The 24576-nt window shown below is 71.3% G+C and carries 21 protein-coding genes; 16 read left to right on the top strand and 5 right to left on the bottom strand.

Annotation, left to right across the window (positions count from 1 at the left end):
* The first annotated feature begins 161 nt into the window (after nt 1–161).
* A complete protein-coding gene (locus tag LNK82_RS35140) occupies nt 162–368 on the top strand; it encodes a hypothetical protein (protein ID WP_230571237.1) in 207 nt (68 codons plus the stop codon).
* Between the two features lies 1 nt (nt 369).
* On the opposite strand, the gene LNK82_RS35145 is transcribed toward LNK82_RS35140, so the two are convergent.
* Complete coding sequence (locus LNK82_RS35145; RefSeq protein ID WP_230571238.1) at nt 370–1170, bottom strand: alpha/beta hydrolase; 801 nt, start codon at nt 1168–1170, stop codon at nt 370–372.
* Between the two features lie 40 nt (nt 1171–1210).
* Between LNK82_RS35145 and LNK82_RS35150 the strand changes: the two genes are divergently transcribed.
* A complete protein-coding gene (locus tag LNK82_RS35150; protein ID WP_230571239.1) occupies nt 1211–1354 on the top strand; it encodes a hypothetical protein in 144 nt (47 codons plus the stop codon).
* Between the two features lie 58 nt (nt 1355–1412).
* On the opposite strand, the gene LNK82_RS35155 is transcribed toward LNK82_RS35150, so the two are convergent.
* The gene (locus LNK82_RS35155; RefSeq protein ID WP_308257401.1) at nt 1413–2666 is read right to left on the bottom strand and encodes a HAMP domain-containing sensor histidine kinase; all 1254 of its coding nucleotides are present in this window, start codon (nt 2664–2666) and stop codon (nt 1413–1415) included.
* 459 nt (nt 2667–3125) lie between these two features.
* Between LNK82_RS35155 and LNK82_RS35160 the strand changes: the two genes are divergently transcribed.
* From LNK82_RS35160 to LNK82_RS35180, 5 genes are all read left to right on the top strand, one after another.
* Complete coding sequence (locus LNK82_RS35160; RefSeq protein ID WP_230571241.1) at nt 3126–3317, top strand: hypothetical protein; 192 nt, start codon at nt 3126–3128, stop codon at nt 3315–3317.
* Nucleotides 3318–3565: 248 nt separating this feature from the next.
* Nucleotides 3566–3847 carry a metal-sensitive transcriptional regulator gene (locus LNK82_RS35165; RefSeq protein ID WP_230571242.1) on the top strand — a complete coding sequence of 94 codons (282 nt, stop codon included), beginning with the start codon at nt 3566–3568 and terminating at the stop codon, nt 3845–3847.
* A gap of 64 nt (nt 3848–3911) precedes the next feature.
* Nucleotides 3912–4118 (top strand): heavy-metal-associated domain-containing protein, encoded by a 207-nt coding sequence (locus tag LNK82_RS35170; RefSeq protein WP_230571243.1) that lies wholly within the window; start codon nt 3912–3914, stop codon nt 4116–4118.
* 144 nt (nt 4119–4262) lie between these two features.
* Complete coding sequence (locus tag LNK82_RS35175) at nt 4263–5216, top strand: DUF8832 domain-containing protein (protein ID WP_230571244.1); 954 nt, start codon at nt 4263–4265, stop codon at nt 5214–5216.
* Nucleotides 5209–7497 (top strand): heavy metal translocating P-type ATPase, encoded by a 2289-nt coding sequence (locus LNK82_RS35180; RefSeq protein ID WP_230571245.1) that lies wholly within the window; start codon nt 5209–5211, stop codon nt 7495–7497. The genes LNK82_RS35175 and LNK82_RS35180 overlap by 8 nt, the downstream gene beginning before the upstream one ends.
* Nucleotides 7498–7659: 162 nt before the next feature.
* Here LNK82_RS35180 and LNK82_RS35185 read toward each other — a convergent pair whose 3' ends face one another.
* Complete coding sequence (locus LNK82_RS35185) at nt 7660–8235, bottom strand: GNAT family N-acetyltransferase (protein WP_230571246.1); 576 nt, start codon at nt 8233–8235, stop codon at nt 7660–7662.
* A 230-nt stretch (nt 8236–8465) separates the two neighbouring features.
* On the opposite strand from LNK82_RS35185, the gene LNK82_RS35190 reads away from it, so the two are divergent.
* Nucleotides 8466–9203 carry a TetR/AcrR family transcriptional regulator gene (locus tag LNK82_RS35190; RefSeq protein WP_230571247.1) on the top strand — a complete coding sequence of 246 codons (738 nt, stop codon included), beginning with the start codon at nt 8466–8468 and terminating at the stop codon, nt 9201–9203.
* Here LNK82_RS35190 and LNK82_RS35195 read toward each other — a convergent pair.
* Complete coding sequence (locus tag LNK82_RS35195; RefSeq protein ID WP_230571248.1) at nt 9177–10178, bottom strand: LacI family DNA-binding transcriptional regulator; 1002 nt, start codon at nt 10176–10178, stop codon at nt 9177–9179. The two genes, LNK82_RS35190 and LNK82_RS35195, sit on opposite strands and share 27 nt — an antisense overlap.
* Before the next feature lie 191 nt (nt 10179–10369).
* Between LNK82_RS35195 and LNK82_RS35200 the strand changes: the two genes are divergently transcribed.
* From LNK82_RS35200 to LNK82_RS47965, 8 genes are all read left to right on the top strand, one after another.
* On the top strand, nt 10370–12286 hold the full coding sequence (locus LNK82_RS35200) for a glycoside hydrolase family 127 protein (RefSeq protein WP_230571249.1): 1917 nt from the start codon (nt 10370–10372) through the stop codon (nt 12284–12286).
* A gap of 42 nt (nt 12287–12328) precedes the next feature.
* On the top strand, nt 12329–13597 hold the full coding sequence (locus tag LNK82_RS35205) for an ABC transporter substrate-binding protein (RefSeq protein WP_230571250.1): 1269 nt from the start codon (nt 12329–12331) through the stop codon (nt 13595–13597).
* A gap of 19 nt (nt 13598–13616) precedes the next feature.
* Nucleotides 13617–14585, top strand: a complete 969-nt coding sequence (locus LNK82_RS35210) for a carbohydrate ABC transporter permease (protein ID WP_230571251.1) — start codon at nt 13617–13619, stop codon at nt 14583–14585.
* Nucleotides 14582–15388: a carbohydrate ABC transporter permease gene (locus LNK82_RS35215; protein ID WP_230571252.1), complete on the top strand. Its 807-nt coding sequence runs from the start codon at nt 14582–14584 to the stop codon at nt 15386–15388. Before LNK82_RS35210 ends, LNK82_RS35215 begins: the two co-directional genes overlap by 4 nt.
* A 63-nt stretch (nt 15389–15451) precedes the next feature.
* Nucleotides 15452–16294, top strand: coding sequence for a hypothetical protein (locus LNK82_RS35220; RefSeq protein ID WP_230571253.1), 843 nt, complete (start codon nt 15452–15454; stop codon nt 16292–16294).
* Between the two features lie 88 nt (nt 16295–16382).
* Nucleotides 16383–18893 (top strand): glycoside hydrolase family 127 protein, encoded by a 2511-nt coding sequence (locus LNK82_RS35225; protein ID WP_230571254.1) that lies wholly within the window; start codon nt 16383–16385, stop codon nt 18891–18893.
* Between the two features lie 76 nt (nt 18894–18969).
* The gene (locus tag LNK82_RS35230; RefSeq protein WP_230571255.1) at nt 18970–20400 is read left to right on the top strand and encodes a glycoside hydrolase family 43 protein; all 1431 of its coding nucleotides are present in this window, start codon (nt 18970–18972) and stop codon (nt 20398–20400) included.
* Nucleotides 20397–23663, top strand: coding sequence for a discoidin domain-containing protein (locus LNK82_RS47965; protein WP_230571256.1), 3267 nt, complete (start codon nt 20397–20399; stop codon nt 23661–23663). The genes LNK82_RS35230 and LNK82_RS47965 overlap by 4 nt, the downstream gene beginning before the upstream one ends.
* A 61-nt stretch (nt 23664–23724) precedes the next feature.
* Here the strand turns inward: LNK82_RS47965 and LNK82_RS35240 are convergent, their stop codons facing one another.
* Entirely contained in the window at nt 23725–24270 is a 546-nt protein-coding gene (locus LNK82_RS35240; RefSeq protein ID WP_230571257.1) for a hypothetical protein, read from the bottom strand.
* Between the last annotated feature and the right edge of the window lie 306 nt (nt 24271–24576).

Below are 24576 nucleotides of genomic sequence, written 5' to 3' on the forward strand. Positions count from 1 at the left end.
CCCTCGGTCGACCCACGTCTCGTGACGCGATTGGGCGAGCACCACGGGTTTGAGTCCCCCGATGGTGTGTGAATCCCCTGCTGGACGTCGTACCCGCCCGCCCGCTGCGACGCTTGTCGCAGCGGGGCACCGTCCTGCCCGCACCGTTGTGGAGGATCACCGTGACCGAGAAGCCGTGGAACGACGTGCCCGATCAGCTGCGGACCGTCGAGCCCGAGCCCGACGCCGGGATCGTCGACGAGGAGGCCGCCGTCGGCCGGGCGAGCGCCCCGGAGCCGCCGGACGTGCCCGAGGCGGACCCGGCCGACGTCGCCGACCAGAACCGCGTCGTGCCGCTGCCCGACGACGGGCCGGAGGACGCCTGGTAGCTCACGCCGACTCGGCTATCGCCTCGATCAACCGCGTCCCGTCCAGCAGCACGCGGTCGTTGTGGTCGGCCCCCGTGACCTCGACGGACCGCCCACGTGCCGCCGTCGCCACCGCTCGGCTCTGCTCGGGCGGGACGATCGAGTCCGCCGTGCCGTAGACGACGGTGACCGGCGCGTCCACCCGCGCGACGAGCCGTTCGGTCGGGAACTCGTCCAGCAGCAGCCACCGGACCGGCAGGAAGGGGTAGTGGCGCGCGCCGACCGACGCCAGGTCCGTGAACGGCGACCGCAGCACCAACGCGGCCGGCGGGTGCTCGACCGCCAGCTCCGCCACCACCGCCGACCCGAGGCTCTCGCCGAAGTAGATCAACCGGTCGGGCGGCACGCCGGCCTCCCGGACCAGGTGCTCACGGGCCGCGCGCACGTCCAGCGCCAGCCCGGCCTCCGTCGGGTCGCCGGGATTGCCGCCGTAACCCCGGTAGTCCAGCAGCAGCACCGACAGCCCACGTGCGGTCAGCGCCCGGGCGAGCGGCACGCGCAGGTGCCGGTTGCCCGCGTTGCCGGGCGCGACCAGCACCGTCGCCCGCGCCGACTCCACCGGGAAGTGCCACGCCGCCAACCTCAACCCGTCACCGGTGGTCAGCGTGACGTCCCGCCCACCGTCCAGCACCTCACCCGCGGCCGGCAACGGCCCACCGGTCGGCAGGAAGACGAGCTTGCGCTGGAACGCGAACGCGCCACCGAACACCACGGCCACGATGATGGCGGCCACCGCCACCACCGACAACACCCGCCTGCGCATCGCCCCATCATCCGGGCCGGCGTCGCACCGTCGGCCGCAAGTGCCGCCGGAGGCCGTGGCCGCCGGCTACCCGGTCGGCGTGGGGGAGGCCGTGGTCGAGGTGGTCGGGTCGGGACGCTGGGTGAGCGTCGGCGTCGGCATCGGGTCGGCGGTGGACGTGACCAACGGCTGCGGCTCCTCCTGAGTGGTGACGCCACACCCCGTGACCAGCAAGGACGTAGCCAGCAAGATCGTCACGACCCTCATCTCCCGACCTCCGGCAGCTCCACCACGAACCGGGCTCCGCCACCCGGCCGGTCCTCCACCCGCACCGCGCCGCCGTGCCGCTGCACGTGCTGCGCGACCAACGCCAACCCGAGCCCGCTCCCCGTGTCCGCGCCACGACGACCGGCCCGCGCGCCCCGGTCGAAGCGGTCGAAGATGCGGTCGCGCAGCTCGGGCGGCACGCCGGGCCCGGCGTCGTCCACCTCGATCCGCGCCCTGCCGTCCCGCGAGAACACCCCGATCCGCACCACGCCACCCGCGTGCCGCTCGGCGTTGTCGAGGAGGTTGTCCACGGCCCGGTCCAGCCTGCGGCGGTCGCCGAGCACCCGGGGCGGCGGCGACCCGGTGTCCAACGCGACCGGACCACCCGGGCGCGCCGCGACCACGTTGGCCACCAGCGACGCCAGGTCGATCGTCTCCGACGCGGGGTCCTCGGCGTCCTGGTCGGCCCGGGAGATCTCCAGCAGGTCCACCACCATCCGCGCGAACCGGTCCACTTCGGACGTCAGCAGGTCGAGCGCCTTGCCCGCCGTACCGGGCACTTCCACGCGCCGGCGGCGGAGCACCTCGGCCGCGTTGACCATGGTCGTCAACGGCGACCGCAATTCGTGGCTGACATCTCCCGCGAACCGCGCGTCCCGTCGCACCCGCTGCTCGAGCGCCTCGGCCGTCGCGTTGAACGTGGCGGCCAACGAGGTCAGATCGGGGTCGGTCTGCGTGGGCAACCGCGCCCCCAGATCACCGCCCGCGATCCGGGAGGCGGCCTTGGTCAACTCGGTCAACGGCCGCAGTGCCCGCCGACTGGCCCACGAGCCCAGCGCCACCCCCAGCAAGCCGCTGACCACGGTGACCGCCACGAGCAGCGCGCTGAGGAAGCGGAACGTGCGGTCCAACTGCACCAACGGCGCCAACTCGACGTACGCCCCGTCGGTCGACTCGATGGGCAGCGTCACCGCCAGCACCGGGATGCCGTCCACCATGAGCCGCTGTGCGGCCGGCGTGCCCACCCTGCCCAGGTCGACCAACCTCCGGGGCACCGCCTGCGCGTCCACCTGCCGCCCACTGGTCAGCACCTGACCGCCGTGGAACAGCAGCACGGTCGAGTCCGGCCCCGTGGTCAGCCCCGTCAACAACCCGGTCAACCCGTCCGAGCCACTGCTCAACGCCGCGTCGACCAACCTGACGTTCACCTCTGCCTGCCGCACCGCGCTCTGCTCGCGCTGTCGCAACATGTAGCCGGACGTGAGATTCCAAACCGCCACCGCCACCGCACTGGTCAACAACACCGAGCCGAGACCCATGACCAACGCGACCCGCCAACGCAACGAGAACCGACGCATCCACACCCCAACCGCCCCCCTGAAACCTCCCCCACCCAGGCCGCTCACCCCACCACCGCACAACGGCCCCGGAACCACCCCACCGAGGCCCGATTCGACATGGCTTCGGCCTGCCTGGGGTGCCCGTGAGGGCCCCATGTCGAATCGAGCCGGACTGAACCGCACCTGCACCAGGTTGCCGGACCCCGCACCACCCCGCAGGGGATCGCAAGCTGATCGCAAGGTTCACACGCGGCGTTTCCAGCCCCCCACCACGGCCCCACCACCAGAATCCCGGTTTGCCAGGACCTCCCCACCTTCCGACCCCCACCCGCCTGCACCACACCCGACGAGGAAGTCGATCCCCGCACAGTGACCGCCATCCCCGGTGACCACGACGTGTCCGCGCTCGTCCTGATCTGCGACCACTGCGGACGCGTGCACAACCGGCCCGATGAAGCCGCCGCGAGATGGCAGGCGCTCTGGGCACAGGCCGTCGCCGCGGGCTGGCACGGCCTGGACCGCCCCGTCGGCCCTCACTTCTGCTTCCGCTGCACCGCCTGACCCGCCGTCCTCCCCAGGCACCCCAACGGCCGCGGCCGTCCGCTGACGGGCCTCCGCCGACGGGTCTCCACCGACCTGCCCCTGCCCTCCACCACCCGGTCACGGATACAGTACGGGGGTAGGGTGCGCCCATGACCCATTCGGGGGTGACGCCAGTCACCCCACCTGACGTCCGAGTTGACTCAGGTACCCCCCAGGGGTATGAATATCCCCGACGGGCACGCTACCGGTGACCGAAGGGAGTGGACATGCGGGGTTACACCTCCGGCAAGGACGACGTCCTCAAGCGCTTGCGCCGGGTCGAGGGGCAGGTCCGCGGGCTGCAGCGAATGGTGGAGGACGACGAGTACTGCATCGACGTCCTGACCCAGATCGCGGCGGCGACCAAGGCGCTCCAGGCCGTCTCCCTCGGGCTGCTCGACGAGCACCTGAAGCACTGCGTAGCCGATGCCCTCACCCAGGGCGGCGAGAACGCCGACGCGAAGGTCCGCGAAGCGAGCGAGGCGATCGCCCGCTTGGTGCGCTCCTAGCAGTCCGCCGGCCACCCGAGCTCGCACCCGAACCCGAACCGGATCAACGAACCAGGAGCACCCGATGGCCGAGTCCACTTTCACCGTCACCGGCATGACCTGCGGCCACTGCGTCGCGTCCGTGACCGAAGAGGTCACCAAGATCGACGGCGTGACCGGCGTGGCCGTCGACCTGCCGACGGGCGCGGTCAAGGTGACCAGCGCCGCCCCGGTCGCCGAGTCGGACGTCCGCGCGGCCGTCGAGGAAGCGGGCTACGCCCTCGCCGGCTGACCCGGGGACCGACCGGAACCCGATCGAGCCGACCCAACCCCGATCCAACCCGGACCGGGCCCGGACACCGCATGACCACGGCACAGCAGCCGACCCCGGAGCCCGTCGAACCCGGCGGGCTCCACCAGTCTCGAGGACTGACCAATGAACACAGCAGCGAAGCTCTCCGCCTACGGTGCGGTACTCGCCCTGGTCGCCGGTGGCGCCTGGGCGGCCGGTAGCGCTGTCGGTCCCTTCGCCGCCGAAGCCGCTCAGAGCGGCCACGACGGCACGTCCGGCGCTGAGGGCGCCGGCCACGGGGACGACCACGGCGGCACCGTCGCGGAGACCGCGCGGAACGACCAGCCCGCGGGGCTGGCGTCGTCCAGGGGCGGCTACACCCTCACGCCCACCGACACGACGTTGACCACGGGAACCGACTCCTTCTCCTTCCGCATCCTCGGCCCCGACGGCGCGGCGGTCACCGCCTTCGACGTCGAGCACGACAAGCGGATGCACCTCATCGCCGTCCGCCGCGACACCTCCAACTTCCGGCACGTCCACCCCGAGATGGCGTCGGACGGGACGTGGACCGTGCCCCTGAGCCTTCCCGACGCCGGCAGCTACCGCGTGTTCGCCGACTTCAAGCCGACCGGTGGCGAAGGGGTCACGCTCGGTGTCGACGTCAACGCGGCGGGTGCGTTCGAACCGCGCTCCTACGAGCCGTCACGCGTCGCCGAGGTCGACGGCTACCAGGTCCGCCTCGACGGCGACCTCGTGCCCGGCAAGGCCTCGTCGGTGCGACTGAGCGTGAGCAAGGACGGCGTGCCGGTCACCGACCTGCAGCCCTACCTGGCGGCGTACGGTCACCTGGTGGCGCTGCGTGAGGGCGACCTGGCCTACCTCCACGTGCACCCGGAGGGCGCTCCCGGCGACGGCCGGACACCGGCCGGTCCGGAGATCGCGTTCGTCGCCGAGGTGCCCTCAGCGGGCGGGTACCGGTTGTTCCTGGACTTCCAGCACAACGGCGTCGTGCGCACGGCCGAGTTCACGGTGGACACCGGTGGCGACCACGCCGAGGAGCCGCACGCCGAAGAGACGGAGCACGGCCATGGCTGACACCCGCCTCGAACTGGCGATCACCGGCATGACCTGCGCCTCGTGCGCGGCCCGGATCGAGCGCAAGCTGAACAAGCTCGACGGCGTGACCGCGACCGTCAACTACGCGACCGAGAAGGCGCGCGTCACGTTCCCCGACGACCTCGACCCGCAGACCCTGGTCGAGCAGGTCGAGGCCGCCGGCTACCAGGCCACCCTGCCCGTGATCGAAGCCGACCAGCCCGCGACACCGGCCGACGACGACCCGACCGCCACGCTCCGGCAGCGGCTGATCGGGTCCGCGGTCCTCTCCGTCCCGGTGGTCCTGCTCGCCATGGTCCCGGCGCTGCAGTTCACCTACTGGCAGTGGATCTCCCTCACGCTGGCGGCCCCGGTGCTGGTCTGGGGCGCGTGGCCGTTCCACCGCGCCGCGTGGGCGAACCTGCGCCACGGCGCGGCGACCATGGACACGTTGATCTCCATGGGCACGATCGCCGCGTTCGCCTGGTCGTTGTACGCGTTGCTGTTCGGCACCGCGGGCACGCCTGGCATGACGCACCCGTTCGAGTTCACGATCTCGCGCACCGACGGCGCCGGCGCGATCTACCTGGAGGTGGCGGCCGGGGTGACGACGTTCATCCTGGCGGGTCGCTACTTCGAGGCCCGGTCGAAGCGGCGGGCCGGTGCGGCTCTCCGCGCCTTGCTCGAACTCGGTGCGAAGGACGTCGCCGTGCTGCGCGACGGCCGGGAGACCCGCATCCCGATCGGCGAGCTCGCGGTCGGCGACCGGTTCGTGGTCCGGCCGGGGGAGAAGATCGCCACCGACGGCGTGGTGGCCGACGGCAGTTCGGCGGTCGACGCGAGCATGCTGACCGGCGAGTCCGCGCCGGTCGAGGTCGGTCCCGGTGACGCGGTGGTCGGCGCGACCGTGAACGCGGGTGGCCGGCTCGTGGTCCGCGCGACGCGGATCGGCGGCGACACCCAGCTCGCGCAGATGGCCGAGCTGGTCGAGGACGCGCAGAACGGCAAGGCGCAGGCCCAACGGCTCGCCGACCGGATCTCCGCGATCTTCGTGCCCGTCGTGATCGCCCTCGCGGTCGGCACCCTGGCGTTCTGGCTCGGCGCGGGCGGTGGCGTGTCGGGAGCGTTCACGGCGGCGGTCGCGGTGCTGATCATCGCGTGCCCGTGCGCCCTGGGCCTGGCCACGCCGACCGCGTTGCTGGTCGGCACCGGGCGCGGCGCGCAGCTGGGCATCCTGATCAAGGGGCCGGAGGTGCTGGAGTCGACCCGGCGCGTCGACACCGTGGTGCTGGACAAGACCGGCACCGTCACCACCGGGCGGATGAGCCTGGTGTCGGTGCACACCGCGCCCGGCGTCGACGAGGACGAGGTGCTGCGGCTGGCCGGTGCGCTGGAGCACGCCTCCGAGCACCCGATCGCCAAGGCCGTCGCGGCCGGTGCTCTCGAGCGCGTCGGTGAGCTGCCCGAGGTCGAGGGCTTCCAGAACGTCGAAGGGCTGGGCGTGCAGGGCGTGGTCGACGGGCACGCGCTGATCGTGGGGCGTGAGCGGCTGCTGGCCGAGTGGGGCGTCCACCTGGACGGTCCGCCGGCCGAGGCCAAGCGCGCGGCGGAGGAGCAGGGGCGCACCGCGGTCCTGGTGGCCTGGGACGGCGAGGCGCGGGCGGTGCTGGTCGTGGCGGACACCGTGAAGCCGACGTCCGCCGAAGCCGTCCGCCAGTTCCGCGCGCTCGGCCTGACCCCCGTGCTGCTGACCGGTGACAACGAGGCGGCGGCCCGTGCGGTCGCGGCCGAGGTCGGGATCACCGAGGTCATCGCCGAGGTGCTGCCGAAGGACAAGGTCGACGTCATCACGCGCCTGCAGTCCGAGGGCAAGGTCGTCGCGATGGTCGGTGACGGCGTGAACGACGCCGCGGCGCTCGCGAAGGCCGACCTCGGCCTGGCCATGGGCACCGGCACCGACGCGGCGATCGAGGCGAGCGACCTGACGCTCGTGCGGGGTGACCTGCGTGCGGCGGCGGACGCGATCCGGCTGTCCCGGCGGACCCTCGCCACGATCAAGGGCAACCTGTTCTGGGCGTTCGCGTACAACGTCGCCGCGCTGCCGCTCGCCGCGGCCGGCCTGCTCAACCCGATGATCGCCGGAGCAGCCATGGCGTTCTCCAGCGTGTTCGTGGTGTCGAACAGCCTGCGGCTGCGCGGCTTCCGCAGCACCGCGACCACCAGGTCGCGGCCGAGCCGTTCGGCGGAGTCGGCGCAGGACAAGGTGCCCGCCGCCGTCTGACCGCGCTTCACCGTGGCCCGGAGCCGAACCGGCTCCGGGCCACATCGCCTTGTGCTGAGCGTTGAACTCGGGGGTCCTGAACGTAGGACTCTCGGGCTCTGAACGTAGGACTCTCGCGTTCTGAGCGTTCGACACCCGCGTTCTGAAGGTTGGACACGCGGGCTAGTGCGGGAGGCGCCAGTGCGGGCGCAGGAGTGGGCCGTCGTCGGGGAGGGCGAGCGGGGCTCCGGACGGGGTGAAGCCGTGCCGGGCGTAGAGGGCGGCGCTGCGCGCGGTGCTCGCTTCCAGGTACACCGCCTGGCGTTCGGTGTCGGCGCGGGTGAGGCGGTGGCGCAGGATGGCGGAGCCCACGCCCCGCCCCCGGCTCTCCGGGGTCACCGCCATCGACGCCAGGTAGAGGTGCGGCACGTCGGGGTGGGGGAGCGCGACCACCGCCGCCATCCGCCGCAACGCCGGGTTCGCCCTGGCCAGCTCCGCCACCGCCTCCGCCTGCCGCCGCAAGGGCTCGGCGGACTCCAACGCCATCCACGTGGACACACCGACTACAGCCCCGTCACGTTCGGCGACCACCACCTCCTGCTCGATCACCGCCTGCGCCAGCCACTCGCGGAACAGCTCGGTGAAGTCGTGGTCGGCCATCGCCCACTCGGTCACGGCCTCGTCCGCGCACGCTGCCGCGTAGGCCGGGGCGATCCGGTCCAGCTCATCGACATCGGCGATTTTTCGTACGCTGTACACAGGAACAGTGTTGCCAAGGATGCAACCCGGTTCGAGGCTATACGTCACACAACCGGGGCGTGACGAAAAGGAGGCCGGCCGTGCGTTGCGCGCAGTGCGGCGCCGAGCTGGCGCAACCGGCCCGAGGCCGACCCCGGCGGTACTGCGGCAGGGCCTGCCAGGCACGGGCATACCGTGCGCGCAAGGACGGCGCACGCACCCAGCGGTCCTTTGTGGACAAAGCGGGTAGCGTGCCGCTCGACCGCGTGCCGCTCGACCGCGACCTGGTGGTCCGCACCGCCATCCGACTCGCCGACGCCGATGGGCTCGCCACCGTCTCCATGCGACTCGTCGCCGCCCGGCTCGGCACCTCCACGATGTCGTTGTACCAACACGTGTCCAGCAAGGACGACCTCGTCACGGCCATGGTCGACACCGTCCTCGCCGAACACCGCCCACCCCCGCCGCACGCGACCGGCTGGCGCGCCCTGCTCGAGCACGAGGCCCGCGAGGAATGGGCGCTCTACCAACGACACCCGTGGTCGCTGACCGCCCTCGCCACCAGCCGCCCGCCACTGGGCCGCGCGCTCCTGGAGACGGTGGACCGGTTCCTCTCCGCCCTCGCCCTCGACCACCGCACCGCGCTCCCGGTGTACCTGCTGGTGAGCGGGTACGTGCAGGGCACGGCCCTGATGGCGGTGGCCGAGTTCGAAGCGACCCGCGACACCGGCGTCAGCTCGCACAGCTGGTGGCACGCCCGGCTCGGCCGCCTCGGGGGCGTGGTCGGTTCCAACCGCTACCCCTGGCTCACCGAACTGGCCGCCGCCGACCCACCGACCACCGCCGACCTCGACGGCTGGTTCGACTTCGGCCTGCACCGCGTCCTGGACGGCATCGCCTCCTTCCTCGAACCCGATGAACCCGGCGAACCCGTCAGCGCCCACAACACCGACGAACCCGGCTCAAGCACGCCCGATCGCCGAGGTTGACTCACGCACGACGAGCCGGCACGGCTGCCGGACCACCCCCGACGGCCGACGCCCGTCCAACGCGTCGAACAGGTACCGCGCCGCCGTCGTGCCCAACCGCTCCAGGTCCAGGTCCACGGTCGTCAACGGCGGCCGGCAGTCGGCGGCGAAGTCCTCCCAGTTGTCGTAGCCGACGATCGCCACGTCCTCCGGTATCCGCTTCCCCAAGCGGGACAACGTGTCCGCGACACCCGTCGCGATCTGGTCGTTGCCGCAGAACACCGCGTCCACCTCGGGATCGGTGGCCAGCAGGACCCCCGCCGCGTGCCGTCCCCAGCGCTGCGACCACTCGCCGTACAGCGGCGCGCCGCCCGCCGGCGCCAACCCGTGCTCGCCGAGCACCCGGTGCAACGCGGTCACGCGGTCACGGGCCGCACGATACGTCTGCGGGCCGGTGATGTGACCGATCCGCTTGCGCTGCAACGACACCAGGTGCTCCACCGCCAACCGCGCGCCACCCTCGTCGTCGGCGATCACCGACAGGTCGTCCGGGTCGCTGGACTCGCAGTACACGTACACGACCGGCACCGGGATGTCGCGGGTCAGCGACGGCCGGATGTCGTTGTCGTCGCCCAGGATGATGAACCCGTCGACCTGCCTGGCCAGCAACGTGCTGATGTAGTGCCGGCGCCGGATCGCGTCACCGCGCGCGTCGCACAGCAGCACCGACATCTGCTCGTTGGCCAACGCGTTCTCCACCCCCAGCAGGATCGGGATGGCGAACCGGCCGCCGAGCTCGTCGGTGAGCAGGCCGATCGTGCGCGTCCGCCCCGAGATCAACCCGCGAGCCAGCGCGTTGGGCTGGAACGACAACTCGGCGGCGGCACGCAGCACGCGTTCGCGGGTGGCGGGCGCGACCTCGTCCCTGGCGTTGATGGCCTTGGACGCGGTGGAGATCGAGACGCCGGCCAGCCGCGCCACGTCGCTGAGGGTCACCGCATCGGACCGCCGTCTGCCCATCGAAAGCCTTTCGAAAAGTTTGTCGAACGCCGAATCGATTGTAGGCGCTCTTCACGACCGTGAACCGCCATCGTGGACGACATTCCCGAGCCGCCACAAGGACGATTGCCGAAAAGGTTTTCGGCTGCCAGAGTGCTGGACGGGCACACGAACCGCGGGAGGTTGGGATGACAGTGACGTCGCCGGACACCACTGCCGTCGGGGGACGTCCCGTCGTGCCGTCGCGGGGGAAGCTGCGCCCGCTCGGCCAGGACGAGGTCCGGATCACCGGCGGTTTCTGGCGCGCCCGCCAGGACGTCAACGCCACCGCCACCATCCCGCACGCCCGGTCGTGGATGGACCGGCTCGGCTGGACCGGCAACTTCGCCGGCCCCGACGCGACCCCCGCCACCCGCCGCGGCCGGGAGTTCACCGACTCCGAGGTCTACAAGCTGCTGGAGGCGATGTCCTGGGAGGTCGGCCGCACGGGTGCGCCCGGAGCCCTCGACGCGCAGATCACCGAGCTGACCGGCGTGATCGCGGCGGCCCAGGCGGCGGACGGCTACCTGCACACCGCGTTCGGCCGCCCGGGTCAACCCGCCCGGTACAGCGACATGCTGTGGGGCCACGAGCTCTACTGCACCGGGCACCTGCTGCAAGCCGCCGTCGCCCGGGCCCGCACCCGCGGCGGTGACGCCGACCCGCTCCTGGCCGTGGCCCGCCGCGCCGCCGACCACGTCTGCGAGGCGTTCGGACCCGACGGCACGCCCGGCGTCTGCGGCCACCCGGAGGTCGAGCTCGGACTCGTGGAGCTGGCCCGCCTCACCGGCGAGCAGCGCTACCTGGACCAAGCCGCCCTGTTCGTCGAACGCCGCGGCCACCGGACGTTGCCGCGCCACCACTTCGGCTGGTCGTACTTCAGCGACGACCGGCCCGTCCGGCAGGCGGAAGTCCTGCACGGCCACGCCGTCCGCGCGCTCTACCTCGCCGCCGGCGCGGTGGACGTCGCGGTCGAGACGGGCGACGACGAGCTGCTCCAGACCGTCGCCGCCCAGTTCGACCGGACGTTGGCCCGGCGCACCTACCTCACCGGCGGCATGGGTTCGCGGCACGCCGACGAGGCGTTCGGCGACGACTTCGTGCTGCCGTCGGACCGCGCGTACTCCGAGACGTGCGCCGGGGTGGCCGCGATCATGCTGGCCTGGCGGCTGTTGCTGGCCACCGGTGACGGCCGCTACGACGAGGTGATCGAGCGGATCCTCTACAACGTGGTCGCGACCGCGATCGGCGACGACGGCCGGTCCTTCTTCTACGCCCACACCCTGCACCAGCGCACGTTCACCGCCGCGTTGGCCGACGACGAGGAGCAGCTCGGGTTCGGCGGCGGGCCGAGGGCGCCGTGGTTCGAGGTGTCGTGCTGCCTGCCGAACGCGGCACGCCTGCTGGCCGGGCTCTCGTGCTACCTCGTCACGGCTGACGACACGGGCGTGCGGCTGCACCAGTACGTCGACGCCGAGATCTCCACCCGGCTCGACGACGGCCGCGAGGTGGGGTTGCAGGTGCGCACCGGCCTGCCCGACGAGGGCACGGTGGCCGTGCGCGTGACCAGGACCGACGACCAGCCTTGGTCGATCACCCTGCGCGTACCGCGGTGGGCGGCGGGCGCGGAGCTCGTCACCACCCACGGCCGGCGGCAGGTGCCGGTGGGCGACATCGTCGTGTACCGGTCGTTCGCGGTCGGCGAGGAGATCCGGCTGGAGCTGCCGACGCGGCCCCGCTTCACCGCCCCCGACCCGAGGATCGACGCGACGCGCGGGTGCGTGGCCGTGGAACGCGGGCCGCTGGTGTACTGCGCCGAGTCCGACGGCGCGGCCGACCTCGACGTGCTGCGCGTGGACGACACCGTGCCGCCGGTCGACGGCGAGGCGGGCGTCGAGGTCCGCGCCCGGTTCGACGCGCCCGGTCCGGACGGGTGGCCCTACGGCCCGCCGGGGCCGGCCGACGCCCACGCCCAGGCGACGACCACCCCGCTGACCCTCGTGCCGTACCACCGCTGGGCGCGCGGCGGCCCGTCGACCATGCGGGTGTGGCTGCCCAGGACCTGACCGACCACTGACCCACCCGGACGGTGCTCAAAGGAGAGACCGGTGAAAACCAGAGGGCTTCGTGTTGCCTCCGCCGTGGCGGCGGGCGTGCTGGTGCTGGCCGCGTGCGGCGACCAGGGAGCCGAGGGCCCGGCGGGCGCGGACGACGGCGCGGTGCTGACGCTGTGGACCCGCGCGGCGACCGAATCGGTGTCCAAGGCCTACGCTGACGCCTACAACGCCACCCACCGCAACAAGGTGGAGGTGACCGCCTACCCGAACGAGGAGTACCCGGCCAAGCTCGCGTCGGCGGCGGGCGCGAAGTCGCTGCCCGACCTGTTCGCGGCCGACGTGGTGTTCGCGCCCCAGTACGCCTCCCAGGGCCTGTGGGCCGACGTCACCGAGCGGCTCGCCGCGCTGCCCGTGAAGGACCGGCTCGCGCCGTCGCACCTGAAGGCCGGCACGTGGGAGGGCGCGAACTTCGCGTTGCCGCACACGATCGACCTGTCGGTGCTGCTGTACAACAAGGACCTCTACGCCAGAGCGGGCCTCGACCCGGAGGAGCCGCCGCGCACCCTGCGCGAGTTCGCCGACCACGCGCGCAAGGTCGACCAGCTCGGCGGCGACGTCAACGGCACGTACTTCGGCGGCAACTGCGGCGGCTGCGTCGAGTTCACGCTGTGGCCGTCGGTGTGGGCGGCGAACGGCGACGTGCTCGACCCCGACGGCGAGGAGGCGAAGGTCGACTCGCCGGAGATGGCCGACGTGTTCGCCCTCTACCGCGAGCTGTACGAGCAGGGCGTGGCCGCGCCCGCGTCGAAGGACGAGGCCGGTCCCACCTGGCTCGGCGCGTTGCAGAGCGGGAACGTCGGCATCGCGCCGGCGCCGTCGGTCTGGCTGGACGCGCTGGAGCGGAAGGGCCTGAAGCTGGGCGTGGCCCCGATCAGCGGGCTCGCCGGCGGCGAGTCCACCTTCGTCGGCGGTGACGCGCTCGGCATCGGCGCGACCACGGACAAGGCCGAGCAGGCGTGGGACTTCCTGTCCTGGACCACGTCCGACGAGGCGCAGGTCGAGGTCGTCGCCAAGAACAAGGGCGTGCCGACCCGCACCGACCTGGCGGAGAACAAGTACTCCTCGGCCGACCCGCGCACCGTGCTGGTCAACGGCCTGGTGGCCAAGGGTCGCACGCCGTACGCGCGCAACTTCAACGTCTCGTTCAACGACCCGCAGAGCCCGTGGCTGCAAACCGTCCGGGGCGCGCTGTTCGGTGACGCGGGCACGGCGCTGGCCGACGGCAACACCGCCATCACCAAGTCGCTCCAGCAGGGCTGAGCGGCCACCGGAGGCTCGGATGTCCACGACGACGACGTCACACCCGGCGACGACGGCCACCGCAGGACCGACGGGCACACCTCGACCGCGCCCGGAGTCCCGACCGGCGCGGCGGGGACGTCGGCTGCGCGCGCTGGTCGGCGCCGCGTACGCCGCGCCGACCGCCGTGATGGTGGGGCTGTTCTTCCTGGTGCCGCTGGCGCTCGTGGTCTGGATGTCCCTGCACCGCTGGCCGTTGCTGGGCAAGGCGAAGTTCAACGCGCCGGCCAACTACAGCGGCATCACCGAGGACGAGCTCCTCCGCTCGGCGGCCTGGTTCACGGTCAAGTACACGGTGGTCATCACGGTGCTGCTGTTCGTGGTCGCGTTCGGGCTGGCGCTGCTGGTGCAGCACCGGCGGCCGGGCGTCGGCTTCTTCCGCACCGCGTTCTTCCTGCCGACGGCGGTCGGGTTCGCCAGCGCGTCCCTGCTGTTCCTCGGCCTGCTCAGCGACGAGATCGGGCCGGTGACCGATCTGCTGTCGTGGCTCGGGCTGGTCGACGGGTACGTGTCGTGGACCAGCGGCAGTCCGGGATCGGCGCTCGGGTCGGCGGTGCTGCTGGTGCTGTGGCGGTTCGCCGGGTTCACCATGCTGATCCTGCTGACCGGGCTGCACGCGATCCCGCCGGACGTCTACGAGGCCGCACGGGTGGACGGCGCGAACCGGTGGCAGACGTTCCGGCGGATCACGGTGCCGCTGATGCGGCCCACGATCGCGCTGGTGCTCACCCTGATGACGACGGGCTCGCTGCTCGCGTTCGACCAGTTCTGGATCCTCACCCGCGGCGGGCCGGACAACAGCACCACCTCCCTGGTGATGGTGATCTACCGGGAGGCGTTCATCCGGCTCGACCTGGGCTCGGCCGCGGGCATCTCGGTGGTGCTGCTGGTCGTGCTCGTGGTGTTCAACGCCATCCAGTTCCGCGTGCTGCGCCGGAGGTCGTCGTGAGGACCACCACGGGCAGCCGCCGGGGCTACTACGTCACCGGCGCGGCGCTGGCCATCCTGTTCCTGTTCCCGCTGGTGTGGGCCGCGTTCGCGTCCGTGCGCACGGACACCGGGTTCGGGCTGGAGAACTACGACCGGCTGTTCACCTCGGCCAACGGCGTGCAGTTGGAGCACGTGCTCAACAGCGTGGTGGTCAGCGCGCTCACGGTGGGCGGCACGCTGTTCATCGCCACGTTGGGCGGCTACGCGTTCGGCCGGTTCCGGTTCCCCGGCCGCGACGTGCTGTTCCTGCTCACGCTGGCGATCCTGATGGTGCCGTACGCGACGATCCTGATCGCCCTGTACGTGCTGCTGGGGTGGCTGGGGCTGGAGGACTCGCTGGTCGGGCTGAGCCTGGTGCTCATCACGTTCCAGCTGCCGTTCTCGGTGTTCATGATGCGCAACTCGTTCGAGGCCGTGCCGCTGGAGCTGGAGGAGTCGGCCCGGGTCGACGGCTGCACCAGCGCCGGCACGCTCGTGCGGATCATGCTGCCCGCCGTGCGACCGGGCCTGGTGACCGTCGGCCTGTTCGCGTTCCTGACCTCGTGGAGCGAGTTCTTCGCGCCGCTGATCCTGCTCAACTCGACCGACAAGTTCACCACCACCCTCGCCGTGGTCAACATGCGGACCGCGAGCCACGGGTCGATCGACTACGCCGCGCTCGAAGCGGGGGTGGTGTTCATGGCAGTGCCCTGCCTCGTGCTCTTCGCCGCCATGCAACGCAGCTACGTCCGCGGGTTCACCTCAGGCGCCGTCAAGGGCTGACCCCGCTGTCCGATGCTGCTTCGTCCGGCAATCGGAAGGAAGATGATCGTGTCACGATCATGGATGAGAACGGTGCTCGGCGCGGTGGTCCTCGCGCTGGCGGTGAGCGGCGCGGGCGTCGCGCAGGCCGAGCGGGCACGTGACGTCGCGGTCGCCGCCAACCCGGCGACGTGGAGCCCGCCGTCGAACCTGGTGACCCCGCTGAACCAGGTGTGGTCGCACCAGGAGAGCACGTACGGCAACCTGTACGGGTTCCGCAACTACGGCTGGGACCAGGTCTTCGTCAACGGCGGCTACCTGAACTTCTGCGTGCGGTGGGACTCGTCGGCCCCGGTGAGCGCCTCGCTGCGCGACCGCATCCACGCCAAGCTCGCCGAGCAGTACAAGAAGTGGACGGACCTGATGGTGGGCCACAACAACTGGCCCTACGCGCAGGTACCGATCAAGGTGGTCGGCTGGGCGGTGCGCGACCGCAACACGTTGCAGTGGAGCGACAACTCCGTCGACATCTACGTCAACAACATCCGGGAGAACGCGCCGCAGTGCGCCGAGCAGTGCGGCCGGTTCTTCGTCCGCGACGGCCAGTACCGCAACTGCCCCGGCGGGGTGCCCCGGCACTACGACCAGTCGTTGTGGCTCACCGCCGGCATGGGCGGCGGCGCGGGCGGCGACTGGGGCCAGCGGATGGGCAGCGAGTACTTCGTCAACAACCTCGGCAGCACGGACATGACGATCCTGCTGCACGAGATCGGGCACACGTTCGGTCTGGACGACTTCTACGACTGGACGCCCACCGGCGTGTCGAGCTTCATCATGAAGGCCGGCAGCGCCCGGAACATCACCGAGTTCGACGCGTGGATGTTCCGCGACTGGTGGCGGCACCTGAAGAGCCGCTACGGCCGCTGAGCGACACCGGCGCCCCCGCCTGCCGCGGGGGCGCCGGCCCTCTCCCCACCGCGAGTCCTGTGCCGCCACGTCACGGAAGGTGACGCGCATGTCCCTGCCCACCCCATCACGTCGTGCCGTGCTGCGAGCGGGTGCGGTGGTCGCCTCGGCCACCGCCCTGCCCGCCTTGAGCACCACCGCCGCCGCCGACCCGAACAGCACCGGTCCGATCAAGGCAGCCGCGAGACCGGACACGGGAGCCTCGGCGCACGCGTTCCCGCTCGGCGCGGTGGCGCTGCTGGCCGGACCGTTCCAGACCAACACCTCCCGCACGCACGCCTACCTCAAGTTCCTCGACGCCGACCGGCTGCTGCACACGTTCCGCCTCAACGTCGGCCTGCCGTCGTCCGCCGTCCCTTGTGGAGGGTGGGAGTCGCCGACCACCGAGCTGCGCGGCCACTCCACCGGCCACGTGCTGACCGCGCTGGCCCAGGCGTACGCGAGCACCGGCGACACCGCGTTCCGCACCAAGGGCGACTACCTGGTCGCCCAACTCGCCACCTGCCAGGACCGGGCCCAGGCCGCCGGGTTCAACACCGGCTACCTGTCGGCGTTCCCGGAGAGCTTCATCGACCGCGTGGAAGCCCGGCAGCAGGTCTGGGCGCCCTACTACACCCTGCACAAGATCATGGCGGGCCTGCTGGACATGCACCTGCTGGCGGGCAACGCCCAGGCGCTGACCGTGCTCACCCGCATGGCCGCGTGGGTCGGCTGGCGCAACGGGCGGCTGACGCTGACCCAGCGGCAGAACATGCTCGACACGGAGTTCGGCGGCATGAACGAGGTGCTGACCAACCTCTACCAGCTCACCGGCGACCCGGCGCACCTGACCGCCGCGCAGCACTTCGACCACGCCGAGGTCTTCGACCCGTTGGCCGGCAACACCGACCGCCTCGACGGCTACCACGCCAACACCCAGATCCCGAAGGCGGTCGGCGCGATCCGCGAGTACCACGCCACCGGCCTGACCCGGTACCGCGACATCGCGACCAACTTCTGGAACATCGTGGTGGGCACGCACACCTACGCCATCGGCGGCAACTCCAACGGCGAGTACTTCAAGGCGCCCGGCCGGATCGCGTCGGAGCTGTCGGACCACACGTGCGAGTGCTGCAACACCTACAACATGCTCAAGCTGACCCGCCAGCTGTTCCGCACCGACCCGAGGGCCCAGTACTTCGACTTCCACGAGAAGGCGCTCTACAACCACCTGCTCGGCGGGCAGAACCCGGCCTCCGCGCACGGCCACCACAGCTACTACGTGCCGCTGCGGCCCGGCGGCCAGCGCACGTACAGCAACGACTACCAGGACTTCACCTGCTGCCACGGCACCGGGATGGAGACCAACACCAAGCACGGCGACAGCATCTACTTCCACGCCGGCAACACGTTGTACGTCAACCTGTTCATCGCCTCCGTGCTCACCTGGCCGGGCCGGGGGATCACCGTGCGGCAGGACACCGCGTTCCCCGAGTCGGCCGCCACCCGGCTCACCGTCACCGGGTCCGGGCCGATCGACCTGCGCGTGCGCATCCCGTCCTGGGCCGCGGGCGCCCAGCTCAAGCTCAACGGCGTGGTGCAGGACGTGCCGACCGTGCCGGGCACGTACGCGCGCCTGGACCGGACGTGGAGCAGCGGTGACGTGGTGGACCTCAGCCTGCCGATGGCGCTGACCCGGGAGCCCACGCCGGACAACCCGGCCGTGCAGGTGGTCAAGCACGGCCCGATCGTGCTCGCCGGCGGTTACGGCACGACCAACCTCACGTCGATGCCGACGCTGCAGCCCGCGACCCTGCGGGCGACGACCACCCCGTTGCGGTACACGGCGACGGCGAGCACGGGCCAGGTGACGCTGCAGCCGTTCTACCAGACGCACGGCCAGCGCTACACGGTCTACTGGAACGTCACCGACACGCCCGCGCCGCCGCCGTTCATCGCGCACTACCCGTTCGACGAGGCGGCGGGCTCGGTGGCGGCCGACGCCACCGGCAACGGCCGGACCGCCACCCTCGCCGGCGGCGCGCGGTGGACCACGGGGCGCACCGGTTCGGCGGTCGACCTCGGCGGGGCGGGCGAGCACGTGCTGCTGCCCGCGGGCCTGCTGGCGGGCGCGACGGCGTTCAGCGTGGCCACCTGGGTGTGGCTGGGCGCGGTGACCACGTGGGCGCGCGTGTTCGACTTCGGCGCGGGCACCGGCACCTACCTGTTCCTCACCCCGCGCAGTTCGGCGGGCGGCGTCCGGTTCGCCATCACCACCGGCGGCGCGAGCGCCGAGCAGCGCGTCGACGCGGCGTCACCGCTGCCCGCCGGCGCGTGGACGCACGTCGCCGTGACGCAGACGGGCAACCTCGGCGTGCTCTACGTCAACGGCGTCGAGGCGGCCCGCAACACGGCGCTGACCGTGCGGCCGTCCGCGCTCGGCAGCACCACGCAGAACTGGATCGGCCGCTCCCAGTACGCGGGCGACCCCTACCTGGACGGCGCCGTGGACGGCTTCCGGGTCCACGGCCGCGCCCTCACCGCCGCCGAAGTGGCCGACCTGCACGCGACCGGCCGCTAGCGCCGCGACCGGCGACCTCCACCGCGTCCTCCGGTCGCGGCCCCAGTCCACCTCCCCCCACCGTTAGGACTCACCCATGCGCACCCGACATCGGGCGGTGAAGCTGGGCGCGGCACTCGCGCTCGTCGCCTCCACCGCCGTCGCACCGGCCGCGTTCGCGGCCAACCCGATCATCACGAACATCTACACCGCCGATCCCGCGCCACTGGTCGTCGGCAACACCATGTACATCTACGCGGGCCGCGACGAAGCGCCCACCGGCACCAACAACTTCGTCATGCGCGAGTGGCGGGTGCTCTCCTCGACCGACGCCGCCACCTGGACCGACCACGGGGCGAAGGCGAACATCGGCACCTTCCCGTGGGCGGGTGCGGACGCCTGGGCCGGCGAGGTCGAGGCCAAGAACGGCAAGTACTACTGGTACACCTCGGTCAACGGCAACGGCGCGGGGTGGATGGACATCGGCGTCGCGGTCGGCGACAGCCCGCTAGGGCCGTTCCGCGACGCCAAGGGCGGTCCGCTGATCAGCGACGGCACGCCCAACTCGTCCGGGCTGAACATCGACCCCACGGTGTTCACCGACGACGACGGCCAGTCCTACATCTACTGGGGCGGCTACTGGGGCGCGCGGGCGGCGAAGCTCAAGCCCAACATGATCGAGCTGGACGGCGCGGTGATCACGCCGCAGGGCCTGGCGAACTTCTGGGAAGCGCCCTGGATGTTCAAGCGCAACGGCCTCTACTACATGATGTACGCGGCCAACGACACCGGTGGCTGCGTCACCAACTCCAACTACGCCTGCCAGCGCTACGCCACCGCCACCAGCCCGCTGGGGCCGTGGACCCATCGCGGCGTCGTGCTCGACCAGGTCTCGTCGACCACGAACCACGCGGGCGTGGTGCAGTTCAACGGGCAGTGGTACATCGTCTACCACAACGCCAACGCGCCCGGCGGCGGCAACTTCCGCCGTTCCGTCGCGGTGGACCTGCTGCACTTCAACGCCGACGGCACGATGCGCAAGGTCACCCAGACCACGACCGGACCGCCGCCGAACCACGGCGGCGACCCCGGCACGGGCACGAACCTGGCCACCTCGGCGACCGCGTCCACCTCGCACGTCTCGGCGTGGGAGTCGCTGGCCGCGCTCAACAACGGCGGCACGCCCGCGAGCTCCGCGGACCGCTCGAACCTCGCCTACGGCAACTGGCCCGAGCGAGGCACGCAGTGGGTCGAGTACCAGTGGGCGACCAGTCGCTCGATCAACAAGGTGGCCACGTACTGGTTCGACGACGACCAGGGCATCGACCTGCCCGCCTCGTGCAAGGTCCAGTACTGGAACGGCAGCGCGTACGTCGACGTGCCCGGCCAGTCGGCGTGCGGGGTGGCGGGCAACACCTTCAACACCACCACGTTCACCGCCGTGAACACGACGCGGCTGCGGTTGTCGATCACCTCGAAGCCCGACTTCTCGACGGGGGTGTTGGAATGGCAAGCCTTCCAGGCGTGACCCGACGGGTGGCGACCGTGGTGGTGCTCGGCGCGCTCCTCGTGCCGGTCCAGAGCGCCTCCGCCGCCCAGACCATCGGCTACCCGACGTTCAGCGGGCCGTCGATCCCGGCGCCGCCGGTCGGCTACAGCACCGGCAGCACCATGAAGGCCATCTACGACGCCGAGAGCGGCGGCACGGACTTCTGGATGGACCGCCTGCTCGCCCGTCCGGGCAACGACCCGGCGGGCCCGTGGCTGATGACCCGCGGTCGCGGCGCGTTCATGTACACCCACAACCCCGCCGTGATCGGCTTCGGCGGCAACGCCGCGTACTGGGACAACATCAGCAGCCAGAACGCCTACGCCGTCACCGTGGGCTCCGGGACCCTGACCGAGCAGGTGGCGAGCAGGTGGCAGGCCCCGAGCCACTGGAAGGGCGTCTACACCGGCACCGGCGTTCGGGTGGAGGTGGCGAAGTTCATCACGCACAACAACGTCGCCGTCACCAACCTGACCGTCACGAACACCGGCTCGGCGTCCGCCACCCTGCCGCTGCGCGTCACCTCGCCGTACGCGACCACGGTCAGCGGGGCCGAGCTGACCGGCTCGCGGCAGGTGAAGAACAACCTCACCACCATCCGGCCGCGGTTGGCCGGCGACGGCTTCACCGCCGCGAGCGGGGCGCTGACCAGGTCGGTCACGCTGGGCGCCGGCCAGTCGACCACCACCAAGGTCGTGATGGGCTTCGTCACCGACGAGATCCCCGAGTCGCTGACCGAGTACAACGCCTACCGCGGCCACTCGCCGTCGGTCGCCTTCGCCACCCACGTGCGCGACTACAACCGCTGGTGGGCCGACCACATCCCCTACATCGACGTGCCCGACCCGGCGATCAAGAAGAACGTCTACTACCGCTGGTGGCTGATGCGCTTCAACCACCTCGACGTGGACATCCCGGGCCAGGACTTCCAGTTCCCGGTCTCGATCGAGGGCGTCACCGGCTACAACAACGCGATCGCGCTGACCCAGCCGATGCACATCGACGACCTGAAGTACCTGCGCGACCCGGTCTACTCCTACGGCCCGTGGCTGTCGGTCGGCCAATCGTCCAAGGGCGGCCGGTTCATGGACAACCCCGGCGACCCGGAGAACTGGTCCAACTCCTACACCCAGTACATCTCCGAGGCGGCGTGGCGCAGCTACCAGATCCACGGCGGTCAACCGGCCGTCGCGGGGAACCTGGCCAAGTACGCCGAAGGTGACGTGAAGGGGCAACTGTCCACTTTCGACACCAACAACAACGGCGTCATCGAGTACGACTGGGGCGCCATGACCGGCAACGACGCCGACGCGGTGTCGTTCGACTGGCGGGCGGGCAACCTCGACCGGGCCGAGACCGCGTACGTGTGGAGCGGCGCGATGGCCGCGCAGCAGGCGTACGCGCTGACCGGCAACACGGCGAAGGCGAGCGAGATGCAAACGCTTGCCGACCGGATCCGCAACGGCGTGGTGACCACGCTGTGGAACCCGTCGCGGCAGCTGCTGGAGCACAAGCACGTGGCCACGAACGCGCACGTGCCGTGGAAGGAGATCAACAACTACTACCCGTTCTCGGTCGGCCTGATGCCGAGCACCGACCAGTACAAGCAGGCGCTGCGGCTGTTCGCGGACCCGGCCGAGTACCCGGTGTTCCCGTTCTACACGGCCAACCAGCGCGACAAGGCCGAGGCCGCGCAGGCGGGCCACCCCGGTTCCAACAACTTCTCCACCATCAACTCCACCGTCCAGTTCCGGCTGTACTCCTCGGTGCTGCGCAACTACCCGAACCAGTGGATGGGCGCCGAGGACTACAAGAAGCTGCTCTACTGGAACACCTGGGCGCAGTACGTCGGCGGCAACACGCAGTGGCCCGATGCCAACGAGTTCTGGGCCAACTGGAACGCGGGCACGAAGACCATCGACTACCGCTCGTGGATCCACCACAACATCCTGGGCAGCAGCAACTGGACCGTGGTGGAGGACGTGGCCGGGCTGCGCCCGCGCACGGACAGCCGCGTCGAGCTGTCGCCGATCAACATCGGTTGGTCGCACTTCGCGGTCAACAACCTGCGCTACCGCAACATGGACCTGAGCGTGGTGTGGGACGACCCGGCCGACGGCGTCACCCGCTACAACGGCGTGCCGCAGGGCTATTCGGTCTACCTCAACGGCACGCGCGCGTTCACCGTCGACCGGCTGACCCGCGTGCTCTACAACCCGGCGAACGGCGAGGTCACGTTCCCGTCCGGTGCGGGGACGGTGAACCACAGCGTGCCGGTCGCCGGGTTGCAGGCGCCGCAGGACGTGGCGCACGGCAGCGCGCGGATGGTGGACATGTTCGCCAAGGCGGGCGTGGACCTGACCTCCGCCACGCCGAACCTGGCGCAGGGCGCGGGCGTCACGGCGTCGTACACGGCGTCCGGCACGTCCACCGGCGCGGCGATCGACGGGTTCCCCATCAACGAACCGCTCTGGGGCACGTCGGGCTCGCCCAACTCGTCGGACTTCTACGAGATCGACTTCCGGCAGCAGCGCACGGTCGACGAGGTGCGGTTGCACTTCCGCGACGACCGGGCCGGCAACCGGTACCGCGCGCCGTCGTCGTACGCGATCCAGTACTGGAACGGCTCGGCGTGGGTCGCCGCGGCGGCGCAGAGCAAGACGCCGGCGACCCCGACGGCCAACTACAACCGGGTCCGGTTCACGCCGGTGTCCACGCAGCGGATCCGGGTCCAGGTGACGCACGCGTCCGGGTTCAAGACCGGGTTGACCGAGGTGAAGGCCTACAACCGGGGCGGCGGCACGGATCCGCAACCGCCGCCGAACCTGGCCGGGTCCGCCACGCCGTCGGCCTCGTACACCTCGCCGTGGGAGTCGGTGGCCGCGATCAACGACGGCGTCGACCCGCCGTCGTCCAACGACACGGTGAACCCGCGGTGGGGCACCTGGCCGAACACCGGCGAGCAGTGGGCCGAGCTGACGTGGCCCGCGGCGCAGTCGGTCCGGTCGGCGCGGGTGTACTTCTTCGACGACAACGGGGGAGTGCGCGTGCCGGCGTCGTGGAAGCTCCAGCACTGGAACGGGTCGGCCTACGTCGACGTGGCCGGTGCGAGCGGGTACCCGGTGGCGGTGGACGCCTACCAGGAGGTGACGTTCACGCCGGTGAGCACGACGCGGTTGCGGGTCGTGCTCCAGAGCGGGGCCGACTCGGTCGGGCTGCTGGAGGTGAAGGCCTTCGGGTGACCGAACGGGTGTGAAGAGGGGGACCGGTCGCGCCGCCGGTCCCCCTTTCCACGCGGCGGTGTCAGCAGCCGCCGCAGTTGTAGTACGTGACGTCCCAGTGGTTGCTCTCCAGGAAGTAGACGTTCCCGGAGCCCGAGCGCCACTTGTTGCCACCGATGTAGGTGAAGGTGCCGCGGATGTAGTTGCCCAGGCACGTGGAGAGGCTGTAATCGAGCTTGTAGCCGTTCCAGTGGCTGTAGGTGCCGCTCGCGTGCCCGGTCTCGGTGCCGCCGGTGATGTTCAGCGCGCAGCCGGTGGCCCGCTTGAGGGTCTCCGCGCCCTGCACCGTCGTCAGGTTGATCTGCGAGAACGACGTGCAGGTCGGGTTGTTGCGGTCACTGCACCCGCCGCTGGAGGACCACGTGATGCCGGCCGCGCGGAAGCGGGCCGCGGCGTCGGCATGGGACAGCTTCGTGACCAGGGCGGTGACCGGGGTGTCGGCGGCGGGGGAGAAGACGGTGTCCTGGACGGCCTCGGCGGGCAGGGCCGAGGCCGTGGTCGCGCCGGTGATGGCGAGCAGTGCCGTGGCGGCGGCCACGACGGCGGCGCGGAGGCGACCGGTACGCATGGGGGCTGTCCTTTCGACGGGCAGCCCTCGCCGACCCGGGATCACCGGGGATCGGTGTGCGGGCTGCGGCAGGGGTCGTCGGACAGCAGCTTAGGTGCCGGCAAGTTACCGCACAGCAGCCAAGTGGGAGATTTTCTGACTAGAAGAACCGTGGTATGGCGGCCGGGCGGTGCGCGGGGGCTTGGTTGCCGGAACCCGGCAACCAACCGGGTCCCGGAGCGGCCTGGGTGCGACGTTGTTCCCGGACGAGGTGTCGATCACCATTGATGCAGGTCGGGGGACGTGGGGGGCAAGGGGATCAGGGGG

This window comes from Saccharothrix luteola, assembly GCF_020859565.1.
GTDB lineage: Bacteria > Actinomycetota > Actinomycetes > Mycobacteriales > Pseudonocardiaceae > Actinosynnema > Actinosynnema luteola.